19 protein-coding genes are annotated in these 15,489 nt (G+C 59.3%); 10 read left to right on the plus strand and 9 right to left on the minus strand.

What is annotated here, in order from left to right:
• Positions 1-344 precede the first annotated feature (344 nt).
• The 4 genes from J3P86_RS23335 to J3P86_RS23350 all read left to right on the plus strand — a co-directional run bounded on the left by J3P86_RS23335 (position 345) and on the right by J3P86_RS23350 (position 2,081).
• The gene (locus J3P86_RS23335) at positions 345-497 is read left to right on the plus strand and encodes a hypothetical protein (RefSeq protein WP_434700675.1); all 153 of its coding nucleotides are present in this window, start codon (positions 345-347) and stop codon (positions 495-497) included.
• Between the two features lie 103 nt (positions 498-600).
• Positions 601-825, plus strand: a complete 225-nt coding sequence (locus tag J3P86_RS23340; protein WP_434698963.1) for a hypothetical protein — start codon at positions 601-603, stop codon at positions 823-825.
• 312 nt (positions 826-1,137) lie between these two features.
• On the plus strand, positions 1,138-1,518 hold the full coding sequence (locus tag J3P86_RS23345) for a hypothetical protein (protein ID WP_434698964.1): 381 nt from the start codon (positions 1,138-1,140) through the stop codon (positions 1,516-1,518).
• A 326-nt stretch (positions 1,519-1,844) separates the two neighbouring features.
• The gene (locus tag J3P86_RS23350) at positions 1,845-2,081 is read left to right on the plus strand and encodes a hypothetical protein (RefSeq protein ID WP_434571568.1); all 237 of its coding nucleotides are present in this window, start codon (positions 1,845-1,847) and stop codon (positions 2,079-2,081) included.
• A 12-nt stretch (positions 2,082-2,093) separates the two neighbouring features.
• On the opposite strand, the gene J3P86_RS23355 is transcribed toward J3P86_RS23350, so the two are convergent.
• Positions 2,094-2,552 carry a GNAT family N-acetyltransferase gene (locus tag J3P86_RS23355; protein ID WP_434698965.1) on the minus strand — a complete coding sequence of 153 codons (459 nt, stop codon included), beginning with the start codon at positions 2,550-2,552 and terminating at the stop codon, positions 2,094-2,096.
• Between the two features lie 158 nt (positions 2,553-2,710).
• Here J3P86_RS23355 and J3P86_RS23360 point away from each other — a divergent pair, with 158 nt between their 5' ends.
• The 6 genes from J3P86_RS23360 (at position 2,711) to J3P86_RS23385 (ending at position 8,541) form a co-directional block, all read left to right on the plus strand.
• Entirely contained in the window at positions 2,711-3,334 is a 624-nt protein-coding gene (locus J3P86_RS23360) for a CDP-alcohol phosphatidyltransferase family protein (RefSeq protein WP_434571567.1), read from the plus strand.
• A 10-nt stretch (positions 3,335-3,344) separates the two neighbouring features.
• On the plus strand, positions 3,345-5,102 hold the full coding sequence (locus tag J3P86_RS23365) for a bifunctional alpha/beta hydrolase/class I SAM-dependent methyltransferase (protein WP_434601943.1): 1,758 nt from the start codon (positions 3,345-3,347) through the stop codon (positions 5,100-5,102).
• Positions 5,102-6,439, plus strand: a complete 1,338-nt coding sequence (locus J3P86_RS23370; protein WP_434627899.1) for a phosphatase PAP2/dual specificity phosphatase family protein — start codon at positions 5,102-5,104, stop codon at positions 6,437-6,439. Before J3P86_RS23365 ends, J3P86_RS23370 begins: the two co-directional genes overlap by 1 nt.
• Complete coding sequence (locus J3P86_RS23375) at positions 6,436-6,900, plus strand: hypothetical protein (protein ID WP_434700676.1); 465 nt, start codon at positions 6,436-6,438, stop codon at positions 6,898-6,900. Before J3P86_RS23370 ends, J3P86_RS23375 begins: the two co-directional genes overlap by 4 nt.
• A gap of 86 nt (positions 6,901-6,986) precedes the next feature.
• The gene (locus J3P86_RS23380) at positions 6,987-7,607 is read left to right on the plus strand and encodes a lysophospholipid acyltransferase family protein (protein WP_305498533.1); all 621 of its coding nucleotides are present in this window, start codon (positions 6,987-6,989) and stop codon (positions 7,605-7,607) included.
• Between the two features lies 1 nt (position 7,608).
• Positions 7,609-8,541 (plus strand): phosphatidate cytidylyltransferase, encoded by a 933-nt coding sequence (locus J3P86_RS23385; protein ID WP_434627895.1) that lies wholly within the window; start codon positions 7,609-7,611, stop codon positions 8,539-8,541.
• Between the two features lie 61 nt (positions 8,542-8,602).
• Here the strand turns inward: J3P86_RS23385 and J3P86_RS23390 are convergent, their stop codons facing one another.
• The 8 genes from J3P86_RS23390 to J3P86_RS23425 form a co-directional block, all read right to left on the minus strand.
• Positions 8,603-9,760 (minus strand): glutathionylspermidine synthase family protein, encoded by a 1,158-nt coding sequence (locus J3P86_RS23390; RefSeq protein WP_434627892.1) that lies wholly within the window; start codon positions 9,758-9,760, stop codon positions 8,603-8,605.
• Between the two features lie 12 nt (positions 9,761-9,772).
• Complete coding sequence (locus J3P86_RS23395; protein ID WP_434571557.1) at positions 9,773-10,474, minus strand: DUF1190 domain-containing protein; 702 nt, start codon at positions 10,472-10,474, stop codon at positions 9,773-9,775.
• A 19-nt stretch (positions 10,475-10,493) separates the two neighbouring features.
• Complete coding sequence (locus J3P86_RS23400) at positions 10,494-10,922, minus strand: DUF350 domain-containing protein (RefSeq protein ID WP_434571556.1); 429 nt, start codon at positions 10,920-10,922, stop codon at positions 10,494-10,496.
• Between the two features lie 15 nt (positions 10,923-10,937).
• Positions 10,938-11,600 (minus strand): DUF2491 family protein, encoded by a 663-nt coding sequence (locus J3P86_RS23405; protein WP_434627888.1) that lies wholly within the window; start codon positions 11,598-11,600, stop codon positions 10,938-10,940.
• Positions 11,587-12,621, minus strand: coding sequence for an ion channel (locus tag J3P86_RS23410; protein WP_434571554.1), 1,035 nt, complete (start codon positions 12,619-12,621; stop codon positions 11,587-11,589). The genes J3P86_RS23405 and J3P86_RS23410 overlap by 14 nt, the downstream gene beginning before the upstream one ends.
• 332 nt (positions 12,622-12,953) lie before the next feature.
• Positions 12,954-13,652 (minus strand): PspA/IM30 family protein, encoded by a 699-nt coding sequence (locus J3P86_RS23415; protein WP_434601949.1) that lies wholly within the window; start codon positions 13,650-13,652, stop codon positions 12,954-12,956.
• Between the two features lie 21 nt (positions 13,653-13,673).
• Entirely contained in the window at positions 13,674-14,255 is a 582-nt protein-coding gene (locus tag J3P86_RS23420; protein ID WP_434700677.1) for a YjfI family protein, read from the minus strand.
• A gap of 397 nt (positions 14,256-14,652) precedes the next feature.
• A complete protein-coding gene (locus tag J3P86_RS23425; protein ID WP_434601950.1) occupies positions 14,653-15,486 on the minus strand; it encodes a YfaP family protein in 834 nt (277 codons plus the stop codon).
• Positions 15,487-15,489 lie beyond the last annotated feature (3 nt).

Below are 15,489 nucleotides of genomic sequence, written 5' to 3' on the forward strand. Positions count from 1 at the left end.
TTACGAACATACGTTAGGCAAGCACGTCTCACTTACAGACGTCGTCAACATATTTGATTATGAGGATCAAGATATAATTAATGACCCGCAACTACAGAAAGACCATTTTTTTCTTTGGGCAGAGTCCATACGGCAGGCGAAGGACTGATAACACACCTTGATGCAATGACGCCTATAGCAAATCGGCGGTGCGCAGCGGCCTCTTCGAGTCGGCTCTAGCGGCATCGAATATGTTGATAACTTCCAGAACTCACAGCATTATTACGAAGAGAATTTTCAGAAGGGTGAAAAACAAACTTGAAGAATTACATGATTTCTTTGGAGCCTACTTCTATCAAGACTGGATGACAGAACATAAAAGCGCGGAAGACATCATCAACGCCTTTTTTGCTGACTCTAATATTGACACCCTGAGACTGGTCCAGCAGGAAATAAACTTATTGCTTAGCTATCAGAAAGACGAGCCAAATTTGCGAGAATATCTTTTAAGGAGCTAAGCTGCTATTACTGTTACTGGAACGAATGGGACACCGGCGAGCACTGGCTACTTCATATCACTAGTAGACTGGATATTACGATCAATCAGCTTGATAGTTCCACATGAAAGCCAAATGCACGCTCAACAACCTATACGACGGCGCCCTCTCGCCGAAAACACTCACTCGCCTGAAACGCTACATTCGCGCCGATGGCGAACTGAATTTGGAAAAAGGCAAAGAATATGTCGTCTACGGCATAGAATTCTGGGACAACTGCCCTTGGCTATATATATGCCGCGATAACTGCGAGAAATACCCAGCCCCCGTTGCCGCGGATTTTTTTTGAGATCACTGACAAACGTTTCTCAATCCACTGGCAGCTTAATTTCAAAGAAGCTAGCAATAGCGAAGATCAGACTCAACTGGTTTTTCCTGAATGGGCTATTGACGAATTATTTTACGAAAACCTTATCTCAGGCAGCGATCACGCTGAGGCCGTTTTCAAAAAATATAGAAAAATCTTGGACGCAGAGTAGCTAGGACCGCGTGTTGGTGAGTATTTTAGGCAGGCAGCCCCATAACATAAAAATACAACTTGAAAGGAACGGCAATGAACGTTGACAACACGTAGTCCGAGTTCCTCTAGGAAAGATAACAAATGAAAGTAAAAATAAATTCGGTAAGGAAAACCGTCAGCCATTTGCATGTTACCTTTTCGACAGCTATTGGTACTGGAGCGGCTACTTGGAAGGACGGGATACCCGCAGCAGGAGAGAAATGGGAAGTCGAACTAGAGATTAAAGATGAGTTCGTGTATGGCGAAAATGCCAAAGACGCTAATGAATCTTATTCTTTATCAATGAAAAAGGACGTGATCAACCTTAATGCTCAGCTGATCTCAATTACGGAGGATGGAACAGCCATAATTGATATAAACGGAACAAAAGTTATGATTGATTTGATTGGCTGCCCTTCAAACCCACCCCGATTCATATATTTGAGTTTCAAAGGCTTGAACCTATATCCCGTCCACTTATAAAAATTTTGCCTACCCCTCACCCCGAGCCACTCGGAAGCTTGGAGCAGCTTTAGTCATTGCCCTGTACTTATAGTTGCAAAACCGATTTCGCAAGATATAACTACCGCACACTTATAGAAGTGCGCTTATTGGCACCAGCGCCAGATCAGTTGAATTGACTCCAGCTCATACACCGCCATCGCGAGCAAGCTCGCTCCCACAAGGGAGCGCCTAAATCCAGATGCCCACTCCAACCGATCATCGCGTTCGATTGTGCAAAAACGGAACCCAATCCCAACGCGCCCCTCAATCCCAGAGAGACCACGTATCACTCGGAGCGCCCCGTCATGAACCACCCCACCCTGACCTTCGCCCAACTCCACCCCGGCGATCGCTTCACCCAACCCGCCGATCACCGCCTGTTCACCAAACTCACCGACCACACCGCCCGTGAGCACAGCGTGCATTCGATCAATCTGAAGGAGGAAGGCTTCGGCTACACCGAAGACCCCATCGAAACGTTGTCCGGGGATGCCCCGGTCGAGTACGTCCCGGTCGGCGGGCCGCTGCGTGCTGGGGGCTAGCGCTTATAAAAATCATAAACACCGTCCCATGAGCCATTGCTCTTTGCCCCAAGCCTCGAAGCGCTCCAGCACTTCCCAGCCCTGCCTGGCGTAATAGTCCCGTTGGCTGTGGGTGTGCAGGAACAAGGTGGTATAGCCTGCCTCTTTCGCATGGCTACAGATGCCGTCGATCAACTGCGCCGCGAGCCCCCTGCGGCGGGCATTCGGGCTGGTGAAGACGCAAGCAAGCCAAGGGCCGAGGTCGGGGCGCTCAGGTAGATCGTCTCCCGCCAGCGAGGCGCCGCCCAACAACTGGTCGTGTTCCAGGGCGATCAGGCATTTCCAGCGGCCATCGCGTTGCCCCGCTGCAAACTCTTCCTGCCAACTGGCGAGCGACTGCTGCGCAAATTCGTAGTTGAACTCTCGATAAAGCCACTTGGCCATCAGGTTGCATTTATTCATGTGGTTGATGAGCCAATCCAATCGCAGCATTTCAGCAGTCCTTTTGTAGTCGGTTTTCCAGCGCAAACACCCGCGCAGATGCCTACCCGCGCGCATTCCCAGTAAATACCCACCTGCAACGCCTCAACCTATCGTAATCTCGCATCTGCACAAGCCCTGCCCCGAATCCGGCCGAGATCCCATTTCAAATGCCTTCCATTTATCAACTCAAACCCGCCTTTCAGAATTTGCTTCGCCCCACCGTCCAACGTCTTTACAACAAGGGTGTCACCGCCAACCAGGTCACGCTTCTGGCGGGTGCTGTGTCGGTGTTGGTGGGGGCGGTAATTGCGTGGTTCGCCAGTCATCCGTGGGTTTTTATCCTGGTACCTGTGTGGATGTTCCTGCGCATGGCCTTGAACGCGGTGGATGGCATGCTGGCGCGGGAGTTTGGTCAGCAATCGAATCTGGGCGCGTACCTCAATGAGCTATGCGATATCATCGCCGACGCTGCCTTGATCCTGCCTTTTGCCTTGTTTGCCGATACCAGCCTGTTGCTCGTGTTGTTGGTCACGCTGTTGGCGTTGTTCAGCGAATACGCCGGCGTGCTGGGGGCGATGGTCGGGGCTTCGCGGCGTTATGACGGGCCGATGGGCAAGAGTGATCGCGCCTTTGTGTTCGGCGTGCTCGCGACCGGTATTGCCCTGGGTTGGCTCGGGGCGCTGTGGGTTGATGGTGTGATGGCGGTGGTTGCCGCCCTGCTGGTTTATACCTTGGTCAATCGGGTCCGTCATGGCCTGAGTCAGGTGTCGGAAAACGCTCCCTCAGCATAAGGAAGTTGCAATGCGCGAAGCCCAGGAACTGACGTTCACCACCCACGATGGCGTGGAGTTGTTCTACCGGCACTGGCCGGCTGTCGAGGCCGCGACGGGTGAACCCCGTCAGGCTGTGTTGTTGTTTCACCGCGGCCATGAACACTCCGGGCGCATCGCGCATCTGGTGGATGAGCTGGATCTGCCCGGGTTCGAGTTTTTCGCCTGGGACGCACGCGGCCACGGCCAGTCGCCTGGCGAACGCGGCGACAGCCCGAGTTTTGCCACCAGCGCGCGGGATGTGCAGACCTTTTGTGACCACATCGGCGCAACGCACCAGATCGATGAACAGAACATCGCCGTGGTGGCGCAAAGCGTCGGTGCAGTGATCGCATCCACCTGGGTCCACGATTACGCACCGCGCATTCGCTCGCTGGTGCTGGCGTCGCCGGCCTTCAAGGTCAAGCTCTACGTGCCGTTTGCCCGTCCGGGCCTGGCATTGATGCGCAAGTTCCGTGGCAACTTTTTCGTCAACAGCTACGTCAAGGCGAAGTTCCTCAGTCATGACCCGGAGCGGGTGGCGTCCTACGACAGCGATCCGCTGATCACCAAGGCCATTTCGGTGAATGTGCTACTGGGCCTGTACGAAGCCGCCGATCGGGTTGTCGCCGACGCGCAGGCAATCCAGGTGCCGACGCAGCTGTTGATCTCCGGTTCGGACTTTGTGGTGCATCGCAAACCCCAGGAGCAGTTCTTCGAGCGGCTGGGCAGCCTGCACAAGGAAAAACACATCCTGCCGGGTTTCTTCCACGACACCCTCGGCGAGAAAAATCGCGCCCCGGCGATTGCCAGTGCCCGACGTTTTATCCTGCAAAATTTTGCCCGACCGCTGGAGCGCCCTTCCCTGCTGGACGCCGATCGCCTGGGCGTGACCTGCGCCGAAGCCGAAACCCTGGCCACGCCGTTGCCCCACAACTCGTTGCGCGATCTTTACTGGCGCATGACCCGCGCCAGCATGCGTTTTGGCAGCAAGTTGTCCGCCGGGGTAAAGCTGGGCTTCGACACCGGATTCGACTCCGGCAGTACCCTGGATTACGTCTATCGCAACCGGCCCACCGGCACGTCTGCGCTGGGCAAGATGATCGACCAGAACTACCTGAACTCCATCGGCTGGCGTGGCATTCGCCAACGCAAGTTGCACGTCGAAGAATTGCTGCGCCTGGCGATGGGCAAATTGCGCGAGCAGGACCGCGAAGTGCGCATCGTCGACATCGCCGCCGGACACGGCCGTTACATTCTCGAGGCGCTGCAAGGCGTCAGCCCGTTGCCGGAGTCGATCCTGCTGCGCGACTACAGCGACATCAACGTGCGCGACGGCAGTGCGCTGATCGTTGAAAAAGGTTTGGGCGATATCGCTCGATTCGTCAAAGGCGATGCCTTCGACCGTCAGGATCTCGCCGCCCTGGAACCCAAGCCGACCCTCGCCGTGGTGTCGGGCCTGTATGAGTTGTTCGCCGATAACCAGATGGTCGCGGGCTCTCTGGCCGGCCTGGCCGAAGCGGTCGAGCCAGGTGGTTTCCTGGTCTACACCGGCCAGCCGTGGCACCCGCAGCTGGAATTGATCGCGCGCGCCCTGACCAGCCACCGCGCTGGCCAGGCCTGGGTGATGCGTCGGCGCACTCAAGCGGAAATGGACCAACTGGTTGAGGCGGCGGGTTTCCGCAAGATCACCCTGCGGGTCGATGAGTGGGGCATCTTCAGCGTTTCGCTGGCTCAGCGAGTCCAGTAATGAGCGCGGTCATTGCTCCGGTCCGCGAACCCGCGCTGCTGAAACCGGCGGTGCTCTGGCTGCTGTTGCTGGCACCGCTGTTCTTCAGCACCTACGGCTTCGCCACCTGGGTAACGTCCCAGCGTGACGATGTCGGCACGCTGGTGTTCGCTTGGGAAAGCCACATGCCGTTCCTGGCCTGGACCATCGTGCCGTACTGGTCGATCGACTTGTTGTACGGCCTGTCCCTGCTGCTGCCCAACAGCCGCGACGAACTCAAGCGCCACGCCCTGCGCCTGCTCACGGCTCAGGTGATAGCCGTCAGTTGCTTCCTGCTCTGGCCGCTGACGTTCACCTTTCCGCGGCCGGAAATGGACGGGGTGTTCGGCTGGATGTTCGACGTGCTGGCCGGCTTCGACAAGCCATTCAACCAGGCGCCGTCCCTGCACATCGCGCTGCTGGTGGTGCTCTGGGTCTGCTATCAACGTCACCTGCAAGGCTTCTGGCGCTGGTTGATGCACGGCTGGTTCGCCTTGATTGGCGTGTCGGTACTGACCACTTACCAACACCATTTTGTCGATGTCCCCACCGGTGCGTTGGCCGGTTGGTTGTGCGTCTGGCTGTGGCCGTTGGACCGACCGAGTCCACTGCGAAGTGCACGCCTGACGCGCGACCCGGCGCGCCTGCGACTGGCCTTGCGTTATGGCGTGGGCGCCGCAGTGTTCTTCACGTTGGCGTTCGCCTTCGGCGGCGCGTGGCTCTGGCTGATCTGGCCGGCGGTCGCGGTGCTCATGGTGGCGTTGAATTACCTGGCGTTTGGCGCCAGTGGCTTCCAGAAGCGTGAAGATGGCCGGCTGAGCCCGGCGGTGCGCTGGTTACTGGCGCCCTATCTGGCCGCGGCGTGGATCAATTCCCGCGTGTGGACGCGCAAGCATCCGCAGCCGGATCAGGTGGCGGATGACGTCTGGCTCGGGCGGATTCCTACGTCGGCGTCGCTTAAAAGCAGCCCGTTTACTGGCGTGCTCGACCTCTGCGCCGAGTTGTCGATGGACAGCACCGCAATCGCCTATCGCAGCTTGCCGGTGCTCGACCTGACGGCACCGACCGCCGAGCAGTGCCTGAACGCGGCGCAGATGATTGAGCAACTGCGTCAGCACGGGCCGGTCCTGGTCTGCTGCGCACTGGGTTATTCGCGCAGTGCCACCGCCGCGGCGGCATGGTTGCTGGACAGCGGTCGCGCCGACAGTGTCGACGCGGCCATCGCCCAGATTCGCCAAGCCCGGCCGGGTATCGTGTTGCACCCAGCCCATCGCCAGGCCTTGGAGCAACTATCCAAGGGATTCGGGGCATGGTCATGAGCAGTGACATGGAACTGCACACCGTGGCGAGCCTGCTGCGCCGCGGTCATTCGCTTGACCAGCTCTCCACCGGACTGACCTTGCTCGCGGCGCTGATCGGCCTGGGCCAATGGCTGGTCGGTAGCGTCGATCCGTGGCTGCTGTTGCTGAGCTTCGGCGTGTTCGTCCTCGGCCTGCAGGAAAAATATCTGGCGTTTCGCGTGGCCTTTGATGCCGATCTGTTTCAGATCGTCGCGGATGCCGACAAGCCGCTTACCGAACGCACCCAGGCGCTGGACGCCGCCCTCGCCAACCTCGGCCTGCAACCGGTCGAGCGTGGCGGGCGGTCATGGCCCGAGCGCAGCCACGGTTCCATGCGCCTGCTTCGCCGCCAAGCCTGGCTGGTGGCGACGCAAGCGCTGTTGACGGTGAGCTTCGTATTGGCGAGCCCCTGGCTGGTTTACTCGGGTCTGGGTGTTTAAAAACAGCAGGTGAATGGCTTTTGTGGCGATGGTTTGTCAGCTATAGAAGTCGCATAAAACCAAAGCTTTCAGGACAAGGAATCCTCATGTTCGAACCCGTGGTCGCCAACCTCATCACCTCCGCCGCGCGGATGGTCACCGGTGCTCGCAGCCTGTGGCTCGGCTGCGCGCCCACGCCGGTGCAGCGGATCTATTTCGCCAACCACAGCAGCCACGGCGACTTCGTGCTGCTCTGGGCCTCGCTACCGCCGGCGCTGCGCAAACTGACTCGGCCCGTCGCTGGCGCCGACTATTGGCAAACCAGCCCGATGCGCCGCTACATCATCAACCGGGTGTTCAACGGCGTGCTGGTGGATCGCGAGCGCAAGGACCCTTCCTACAGCCCATTGCAGCCAATGCTCGATGCGCTGGAGAACGGCGACTCGCTGATCATCTTCCCCGAGGGCACGCGTAACCCGGATGAAGGCCTGCTGCCGTTCAAGAGCGGGATCTACCACCTGATGAAAAGCCACCCCGGGGTCGAGGTGATCCCGGTGTGGATCGCCAACCTCAACCGCGTCATGCCCAAGGGCCGCGTATTGCCCTTACCGCTGCTGTGCACCACCAGTTTCGGCGCGCCGCTGTGCATCGAAGAAGGCGAAAGCAAAGAGCAATTCCTTGAACGCAGCCGCGCCGCACTGCTGGCGCTGGCCCCGGAGCACGTCTGACATGGATCGATATACCCTGATGTTGTTTAGCGGGATCGGCGCGATTCTGCTGCTGGCTTCGCTGGTCGGTTTCATACTCAAGCTGCGGACCAAAGGCGCACCGAACTCGGTCATCGAGAACCTCAATGCGCGGATCAATGCCTGGTGGATCATGGTGCTGGTGATCGGCATCGCGTTCTGGCTGGGCAACGCGGCGGTGATCCTGTTGTTCTACGCCGTGTCGTTCTACGCGCTGCGGGAATTTCTCACGCTGACGCCCACCCGGCGCAGCGATTACCCAGCCTTGGTGGCGGCGTTCTACCTGGCGCTGCCGCTGCAATACTTGCTGATCTATTACGACTGGTACGGGCTGTTTTCGATCTTCATTCCGGTGTACGTGTTCCTGCTGCTGCCGATCCTCGCGTCCCTTGGCGGCGACAGCACGCACTTCCTGGAACGCGCCTCCAAAGTCCAGTGGGGCTTGATGATCGCGGTGTTCTGCATCTCCTTTGTACCGGCGTTGCTGACCTTGGACATTGCCGGTTTCGAAGGGCGCAACCTGCTCTTGATCGCCTATCTGGTAATCGTGGTGCAACTGTCGGATGTGTTGCAGTACGTGTGCGGCAAGTTGTTCGGCAAGCACAAGATCGCGCCGAACCTGTCACCGTCGAAAACCGTCGAAGGCTTTGTCGGTGGCATTTTCCTGGCCTCGCTGATTGGCGGCGCGTTGTGGTGGATCACCCCGTTCAATCCATGGCAGTCGTTCCTCATTGCCTTGCTGATCAACCTGCTGGGGTTTGCTGGCGGCATCGTCATGTCGGCGATCAAGCGCGACCGAGGCGTCAAGGATTGGGGGCACATGATCGAAGGCCACGGCGGCATGCTCGACCGCTTGGATTCGGTGTGCTTCGCCGCACCAATCTTCTTTCATCTGGTTCGGTACTGGTGGACTTGAGACAACTGACATACTGCGCACCCCGTGGCGAGCAAGCTCGCTCCCATAGGGGTGCAGGTAATCAGTCGAGAATCAGATGCGGCAGGAACCGGCTGGAATCCTTGGTGATCAGGCTGTCGTCTTCGCGCACGCCGATGCCGGCCGCCTGGTCGCCGATGACCCAAGAGCCGATCAGGGTGTAGCTGTCGCCAAAGCGTGGCAATGGCGCGAATTCCTGGAGGATGAACGGTGCGTCGGTATAAGGGCCATCTTCCTTGACGATCAAGCCGTCAGCAGTCTGCAACTCGATATTGGCGCCTTCCCGGGAAAAGAACGGCTTGCGCACCCAGCCCTTGGGCACGGCTTTGCTCGTGTCGGTATCCAGGTGGGCCGCGAGCAGGTTCGGGTGGCCTTTGTTGAATTCCCACAGCAGCGGCAGAATGCCCTTGTTGGAGATGATCGACTTCCAGGCCGGCTCGAAAAACTGCGTATCGCATTGGGCAATCGCAGCGCCAAACGGCTCGTGGAAGATGAACTCCCAGGCGTGCAGCTTGAACAGGTGTGGAATCCAGCGCTCCTCCAGGTCGACGAAACGCCCGTCACTGTTGAGGCCAATGTCTTCGATATCGATGTGCCGCGATTCGATGCCGACTTTTTCCGCAATCAGGCGCAAGTAGTCCGTGGTGCCCTTGTCTTCCACCGAACCTTTCATCGAGGCGAAATAAAACGGTTCCTTGAGCTGCAACTGGGCAAAGGCCTGGTGCAGCTTGGTATCGATGCTGTTGAACTGGTCGGCATGGGCCGGCAGCACGCCGCGCTCGATGCATTGCTCCAGCCAGCCCCACTGGAACGCCGCCGCCTCGTAGAGGCTGGTCGGCGTGTCGTAGTTGAGCTCCAGCAGCTTGGCGGGGCCGCTGCCGTTGTAGGAGAAATCCATACGCCCGTACAGGTGCGGGTGGCCTTCAAGCCATGAAGTGCGAACCAGGTCGAAGAACGGCGCGGGAATGCTCAGGCGCTCCAGCAATTCTTCGCTCTGGACCACGCGGGCCACAAGGTCCATGCACATCTCATGGATCTCGGTCGTCGGGTCTTCCAGGTCATCCTCGATCTGCTTGAGGCTGAACTGGTAGTACGCGCTTTCGTCCCAATAGGGCTCGTCGTCGATGGTGTGGAACAGAAAGCCGAGCTGCTCGGCCGTCTGCTTCCAGTCAGGACGTTCTGCGCACTGGATCTTCTTCATGGTGCTGGTTCCTCAACCGCCGGAGCTGCTCGATCCGCCCCAACCGCTGCGGGCGCTGGAACTGCTGCCGAAACCACCGCGAGACGTGGAGGAAGCAACGGACATCGGCTTGCTGGTCTTGATGGTGTCGGTGTAGCTGCCGTACCGTGCCTGGTTGGACTTGGTAAAAGTCGAGCCCCTGGAGACACGCTGGCTGAGGGTCGAGGACCCGAAGCTGCCGCGATCATCGCGGTAACGGTAGACCGGCTCGGAGTAATAGCTGTTGCGGTTGCTGCTCAACATGTTGCCGATCAGCATGCCCGTCAGCAGGTTGCCGAAGCCTGAACCACCGACGTTCGCTTCCGAAGCGGGCAATTGGGCCCTGGCGGCGTCGACCTGGGATTGGGTGACTTCGCCATCGGCGCTCAGCTCGAAACCGCCCAGCTTGGGAATGAACTGGCCGGACGAGTCCTGCTGGCACCAATCGGGGACGAAGTCGGCATCGCAATCGGCCTGGCTGGCGTACGTCGGCGCGATGCGACGATGCTCGGCCATGGCGGTCATGTAGGCGTCGGCGCAAATGTCCACTGGCAGCTTTTCATCGACACATTGCTGGACGGACTGGAAGTTGTACTTCTTTTGCAACTTGTAGGTTTTTTCCGTTGGCCCGCAACCGGATATCGCCAGGGCGACCGACGCAGCCAGCGAAAGCTGGACGTACTTGCTTCGTTTCATCGGGATCTCCGTGGCGCAATCAGTTCGTGGAAGGCGTCATGCACGCGGCGTTCAGCATGCCGACGCTGATGGCCACGGCGGCGATGTAAATACCGGCGGCGATCTCACCATTCTTGATACGCGCGGAGGCGCCCTTGAGCACCAGGCTGGTCACCAGGAAGGCCAGCAACTGGACGGCTGCGGCGATCACCGCCCAGACAACGAAATCCAGCAGGCTGATCGAGTAGGCGATCACGTTACTCGCAGGAATGGCGAAACCAACCAGGGCACCGCTCAGGGCGATCGCCGCGGCCACGTTGCCCGAGCGGATCAGCTCGAACTCTTTGTGCGGCGTGACATGGATGTAGATGAACTGAAACAGCGCGAACAGCACGGCCGCGCCGAGGATGTACAGGACGAAGCCGAACACGGCAGCCTTGTTCAGGGAAATGGAGAGCGCTTCAAGCATGGAATTCTTCCTTATTCAAAGAGTGTTCAGGTCAGTGGTGTACAGCGAAATACCCAGCGAAGTGCTCAGGCTGACGGTGCCTTCGGCGTCCTCTTCGACAGAGAACAGCAGGAATTCCCGGCGATCGGTCAGGCCGGTTTCGCGGGCGTACAGCATCGAGCGGTGCTCGACGCTGTAGGATTCTTGCGGATTGCTCACGCGCTCGCTCAACGCCACCAGCTCTGTCTGGCCAGCTTCGGAGCCCCATTCACGGGTGTATTCGACACCGTCGTGGGTGTAGGTCGGCAGGCCGATCAGGCTTTCCGGGCCAGCCAGCCGACGCAACTCCGCTTCGCTGTTGATCGTGACGTAGCTGAGGTAATTGAACAGGATCACCGACTCGACCTGCCCGGCGACGTCGCCGCTGGTGTGAACTTGCAGCCAGTAGTCTTCGTCGTTCATGTAGCAGCGCGACAGCCAGTTCGACTGCCCGAGGTCGACGATGCCCAGGCTCCAGATCTGTTGGGAGCCGGGGATGACCACGGTGCTGTTGCCGTCGAGCAACAACTTGAGCGTGGCATCGAACATGACCTGCTTGCCGGAGGCCAGGCCCAGCGGACCGCTGACGGGCGAGTCATGGCTGGCTGTCTTGTTCGCGTTCGGGGCCTCAAGCCCCATCAACTGTTTAAACCACCCCATGGGCAATTTCCTTGAGCCGCGCGGACGCGATGTAGAAGAGTTCTCCACCCGCGATGCGCGTGGTGCCAGGCGGATTGATCGATGGGTGTCGGGCACCCTTGGCGCGGTAGCCGATCAGCGTAGCGTTGTGCTGCTCTTTCATTCGGCCGTAGAGGTCGCCGAACGTCGCTTCAAACGCATCGGGCAATTTCATCAGGTATTGGGTGGCGCCTTCGCCGACACAGAGCAATTCATTGATGACCACTGACGAGCCCGGGTCCTGGGAGGCCCGCACGAGCATTTCGATGGCCATGCTGGAGGTGCATTCCAGGCTCGGCGCATAGGCGCTGGCGAGGGCGGCAATTTCGCTGTCATTGAAGTGGGCGACCACATGCCCGACGGGCCCCAGCCGATTGACCGCCAGCACCGTGGCCAGCGTCAGGTCGTCGGAATGGGTTCGCACCAGCACGCGCTCGGCGCCGGGTACGCCGGCGCGCTGCAACAGGGCGACCGAGGACAGGCTGTCGCCCTTGATGAACGAGGCCTTGCCGGGCATGGGGTTTTCTTCGAGATCGCAATCGCAGATGACGATCAGGTTGTCATTGGACGTTTCGTCCTGCAGCAATAATTCAATGACCCGCTCGCTGGAGGCGCCCTCCCACCCGATGAGAACCGTGTGGCCGACCTGGCCGGTGAAATCGCCTTTGCCTTTCATGCCTTTTCTCCATACATCGATGACGCTGCTGGTGGTTTTGCCGATGGCTGCCGTCAGCAGCGCAATGCCCCCGAGCATCACCCAGGTAGCCACGAACACCCGTCCCGCCGCAGTCTGCGGCGCGAGATCGCCATAGCCGACGGTGAGCGTGGTGGTGAGATAGAAGTAGGTGAACGTGGCGGCGGCGATAAGGTGCTGCTCGCCCAGCAATACCAGGCCGATCCAGGCCGTGGACAGGTGCACGCCCAGCGCAATGGCCAGGCCGGCCCAGCCGAATCGATGGAAGAACGACGAAGCGTACGCGCGCAACAGAAGGAAAATCGACATTTCGTCCCTGACTCCGTGGGGCTTCGTTCCTGGCGGGATAATCGCTCGGGCAGTTGGGTGCTCGAGCGTAGTGGCCGGACAGCATTAAACCTGTTGTGCGGCCTGGATAGAAGTACCTTGGTGACAATAAATCCGACGAGCAGGCAGGCCGAGCACAAAACCTGTGGCGAGGGGATTTATCCCCGCTGGGGCGCGAAGCGCCCCCAAAGTAGTGAACGCTAACTGATAGACACACCGAGGCGTCAGGTTTAGGGCTGCTTCGCAGCCCAGCGGGGATAAATCCCCTCGCCACAGGTTCAGTGCGCCCAGGTTGATAGGCGCAACTGCACGACTTATTCAGCCGATTTTTTCTTCAAGCGTTCCAGGATCGCGTTGGCGCTGCCTTCGTTCGGCGTGATGCCGGCGTCACGCAGCTTGCGCTCCAGGTCGGAGCCGGTCGAAGCCTCGGCCAGTTCGTCCTGGGCTTGCAGTTCAGCGGCCCGCTGCTGTTGCTTGGCTTGCAGGCGATTGAGTGTACCGACCGCTGTTTCCAGCTTGCCATTGGCGCCGCCGCTGGCAATCGAAGCACTGACCTGGGCCTTCTGCACGCTTTCCCGGGCCTTGGCCATGTCCACTTGCTGACGCAGGCTCTTGATGCGGCTTTCGGCCTTGGTGATGTCCTTGCGCATGTTTTCCGCGTAACCGCCGAATTCGGTTGCGTGCTTTTGCTCGGCGTCCAGTTCGTTGGTCAGGGTCGAAATGGCTTCGGCCACCTCCAGTGCCAGATCCTCGCGGTTGGCCTGGATCGCGGCCAGGGCCTTGGCTTCCAGGTCCTTGATCTTGGCGTTGTATTCGCCGACGCGATCGGTCGCCAGCTTGTGCTTGGCCATGATCGTGACCAGCTCGCGCTTGGCGTTGGCCAGCGCGGTGTCGGCGTCGCGAATTTCCTGGTCGAGGATGCGCAGGGCCTGTTGATCGACGATCGATTCGCCGACTTCATTGGCACCGCCTCGCAGCGCGGTGAACAATTTGCTCCAGATGGACTGAGTCATTGGATAGTTCCTGTTGGCGAATTAAATGAAGAAGCGTTCGAAGGCTTCGCTGGCACGCTGCACATTGTCAACGAGGGTTTTCACCTCGGTGACGATGTTGGTCAGGCTGGAGTCGGAGCTCAACGCACCGAACATGTTGTAGACGACCTGGCCGTTGGGCATGGTCTCGATGCCGATGGACGACAGCGGAAACATTTCCCGGCTGCGCAACACGGCGTCGTTGAAGGCCGCTACGTCGTTGATCGACTCGACATCCACCAGGACGGTGTCGACGATGACCTGATCGCCGACCACGGCGATGTAGATCGGCAAGCCGCCGAATTCATTCATTTCCAGCTTGATGCTGGATTCGGAGCCTTGGACGAGGCTCAGGGTGATGTCGTTCGCGACCACTTCGTCCAGGGCCTGAAGGGCGCTGTAGAGACGGTCGATGTTCCAGTTATTACCTGCGCTCATGTAATTCTCCGACATGAATGAGCCAGCCAGAATCGGTTGGCGTAGCTGTTTCTCCATTTGCTTGAGCAGGCCTCGATTTTCGGGAAGCACCCAAGTCTCGTGTTTTACATAGCCTGCGGCACTCAGGCCCGCGCGCATCTGCTTCATGTAGAAGCTCGACGGTTTTTTCGCCGAGGGCTTGGCGCGATCTTCCGTGCGGCTCACTGACTCGGTCACAGAGCCGTCAGGTGGATCTGCTGGAGAGCTGGTTGGCATGGCATTGACCCCACTGTGAAAAACTCACGCGTGAGAAACACTACAGATACTTTGCAAACCCCACAATAGCTCACGCGTGAGATTTTTATTTGTCAAAAATACACTGATGCCACCTGTGGGAGCGAGCCTGCTCGCGAATCGGTGGGTCAGCTTGCATTGATGTTGAATATGCCACCGTCTTCGCGAGCAGGCTCGCTCCCACAGGGTTTCCGAGCGTTCACAAATCGGCATTCACCCCAGGATCCCTTGCTCCCGCTGGGCTGCGCGGCAGCCCCCCCCTTCTATTCCCTCACGGATAGCTGAAGCTCTTGATCAATGTCAGCTCCCCGACCGCCCGCATCGGCACCACAAACGTTTCCATTTTCTCGCTCGGTGTGCCCTCTTCAGTAATCACCGTTACCTGCGCCGTGGTCAGGGCCTGTTGCGCCTGCTCCACCTGCTCGCCGTCGCCCTCCTCATCCTCGTCACTGCGGTAGCCGCCGCCGTAATAATTCACGTATACCAGGTACTGGCCTTTGATCGGCGCGGGCATGGCGAAGATTTCCGGGCCGTAGCCGGTGGTGACGTCGACGTCGAGCGCGGCGCCGTTGGCGACGGCGCGGTCGCCGTACCAGATGTGGGCGCCATCGGGCGTCACCAGGTGCAGGTCGAGGTCGGTGCCGTCGCTATCCCAAGTCAGCAGGACCCGCAGCTTGGCCGGGGTGGCGCCGCCGGTGGTGTTGAGGAACTGCGTGCGGTGGCGCTGCTGACCATCGGCGCTGCGCACTTCAACGCTGTTGCTGCCATTGGGGAATGAGAACGGTCGGTCGAAACGGCCTTCTTCATCTGTTTTCAGCGGCAGGCTTACGCCGTTGACGATCAATTGTCCTGGTGCATTGCTGTCCTTGGGCGCGCCTTTGATCTGGCCGCTGATGCGCGCGGTGTCGGCCTGGCCCGGGGGCGTATTGACCGACGAGGCCGGGTAGTTGACGGTCTGGCTGAAGCTTTCGCCCTCGCCCCCCGGCGCACCGCTGCGCCAGCCGCCGACGGGAGTGTCGAGCTTGATGGGGTCGGCAGCCATGGCCGGTGGCAACGCGGTCAAGGCACAAAGCAACAACAAGACCTGTGGATAACGGAGTGTCATGGT

Origin of the sequence: Pseudomonas sp. D1-1 (assembly GCF_051132225.1) — a bacterium.
Taxonomy (GTDB): Bacteria; Pseudomonadota; Gammaproteobacteria; order Pseudomonadales; family Pseudomonadaceae; genus Aquipseudomonas.

What these genes read in the sequence shown, in the direction of transcription:
- J3P86_RS23335 (WP_434700675.1), top strand. Translation starts at nt 345, where the DNA reads ATGACAGAACATAAAAGCGCGGAAGACATCATCAACGCCTTTTTTGCT.
- J3P86_RS23340 (WP_434698963.1), top strand. Translation starts at nt 601, where the DNA reads ATGAAAGCCAAATGCACGCTCAACAACCTATACGACGGCGCCCTCTCG.
- J3P86_RS23345 (WP_434698964.1), top strand. Translation starts at nt 1,138, where the DNA reads ATGAAAGTAAAAATAAATTCGGTAAGGAAAACCGTCAGCCATTTGCAT.
- J3P86_RS23350 (WP_434571568.1), top strand. Translation starts at nt 1,845, where the DNA reads ATGAACCACCCCACCCTGACCTTCGCCCAACTCCACCCCGGCGATCGC.
- J3P86_RS23355 (WP_434698965.1), bottom strand. Translation starts at nt 2,552, where the DNA reads ATGCTGCGATTGGATTGGCTCATCAACCACATGAATAAATGCAACCTG.
- J3P86_RS23360 (WP_434571567.1), top strand. Translation starts at nt 2,711, where the DNA reads ATGCCTTCCATTTATCAACTCAAACCCGCCTTTCAGAATTTGCTTCGC.
- J3P86_RS23365 (WP_434601943.1), top strand. Translation starts at nt 3,345, where the DNA reads ATGCGCGAAGCCCAGGAACTGACGTTCACCACCCACGATGGCGTGGAG.
- J3P86_RS23370 (WP_434627899.1), top strand. Translation starts at nt 5,102, where the DNA reads ATGAGCGCGGTCATTGCTCCGGTCCGCGAACCCGCGCTGCTGAAACCG.
- J3P86_RS23375 (WP_434700676.1), top strand. Translation starts at nt 6,436, where the DNA reads ATGAGCAGTGACATGGAACTGCACACCGTGGCGAGCCTGCTGCGCCGC.
- J3P86_RS23380 (WP_305498533.1), top strand. Translation starts at nt 6,987, where the DNA reads ATGTTCGAACCCGTGGTCGCCAACCTCATCACCTCCGCCGCGCGGATG.
- J3P86_RS23385 (WP_434627895.1), top strand. Translation starts at nt 7,609, where the DNA reads ATGGATCGATATACCCTGATGTTGTTTAGCGGGATCGGCGCGATTCTG.
- J3P86_RS23390 (WP_434627892.1), bottom strand. Translation starts at nt 9,760, where the DNA reads ATGAAGAAGATCCAGTGCGCAGAACGTCCTGACTGGAAGCAGACGGCC.
- J3P86_RS23395 (WP_434571557.1), bottom strand. Translation starts at nt 10,474, where the DNA reads ATGAAACGAAGCAAGTACGTCCAGCTTTCGCTGGCTGCGTCGGTCGCC.
- J3P86_RS23400 (WP_434571556.1), bottom strand. Translation starts at nt 10,922, where the DNA reads ATGCTTGAAGCGCTCTCCATTTCCCTGAACAAGGCTGCCGTGTTCGGC.
- J3P86_RS23405 (WP_434627888.1), bottom strand. Translation starts at nt 11,600, where the DNA reads ATGGGGTGGTTTAAACAGTTGATGGGGCTTGAGGCCCCGAACGCGAAC.
- J3P86_RS23410 (WP_434571554.1), bottom strand. Translation starts at nt 12,621, where the DNA reads ATGTCGATTTTCCTTCTGTTGCGCGCGTACGCTTCGTCGTTCTTCCAT.
- J3P86_RS23415 (WP_434601949.1), bottom strand. Translation starts at nt 13,652, where the DNA reads ATGACTCAGTCCATCTGGAGCAAATTGTTCACCGCGCTGCGAGGCGGT.
- J3P86_RS23420 (WP_434700677.1), bottom strand. Translation starts at nt 14,255, where the DNA reads ATGAAGCAGATGCGCGCGGGCCTGAGTGCCGCAGGCTATGTAAAACAC.
- J3P86_RS23425 (WP_434601950.1), bottom strand. Translation starts at nt 15,486, where the DNA reads ATGACACTCCGTTATCCACAGGTCTTGTTGTTGCTTTGTGCCTTGACC.